At 32.3% G+C, this 858-nt stretch carries 1 protein-coding gene; it reads left to right on the forward strand.

Annotated features, from left to right (window positions below; all coding sequences use genetic code 11):
* Positions 1-83: 83 nt before the first annotated feature.
* Positions 84-858, forward strand: a 775-nt coding sequence (locus tag ACY3FQ_RS18190) for an IS982 family transposase (protein WP_489774609.1), incomplete at its 3' end; no start/stop codon positions are given.

Below are 858 nucleotides of genomic sequence, written 5' to 3' on the forward strand. Positions count from 1 at the left end.
ACGCGAATCTCAACTTTTTAAGTCTTTGAAATAAAAAGGACATAACCCAATTTAATTTTCGACTAAGAAAAGCAAAGCAAGTTATGTCCATTTACGAATTTATCATTTCTGTATTTTTAATCATAGAGCAATTTTACTCAGCGATTGTCATTCAACCTTTAAGAAGTAGAGGATTTCCACCCGCTTTAAGTGATATTGAAATTCTTACTATACAAATTGTGGGAGAGTTTCTTGGCTTAGATTCTGATAAAAATATCTGGTTCTACTTTAAACACAATTGGTTTGAATGGTTTCCAAAATTAGGTTCCTATCCTAATTTTTGCAAACATTGTGCAAAATTATGGCATGTAAATCAACAGATTATGTCACAACTAAAATCTGTTTTCGGTTTAGATAATATTCATTTTATCGATGGCTTTCCTATACCTGTTTGTCGTTATGCTAGAGCAAAAAAACATAAAAACTTCAAAGAATCTGCAGGTTTTAGTTATTGTGCGGCTAAACAAGAAAAATATTATGGTTTCAAAGGACATATCGTTATTAACTTTTCAGGAATGATTACAGGCTATACTTTTGCTCCAGCTCATTGTGATGAACGTGATGTTGCACCAGAAATTACTCAAGATATTCAGGGATTACTTGGTGGTGATAAAGGATACTTAAGACCTGAATTAAAACACTATTTTAAGTACCAAGATATTGATTTACAAACACCTTATAGAAAGAACATGACTGATAGCAGGTCTAAGGAAGCTATGGCGAGGCTCATGAATGCTCGTAGAAAAATTGAGACTGTTATAGGTCAATTAACTGAACGATTTCACATTCAAAAAGTAAGAGCTAAAGATTTATGGCATT

Source organism: Acinetobacter sp. AB03, from assembly GCF_058107045.1.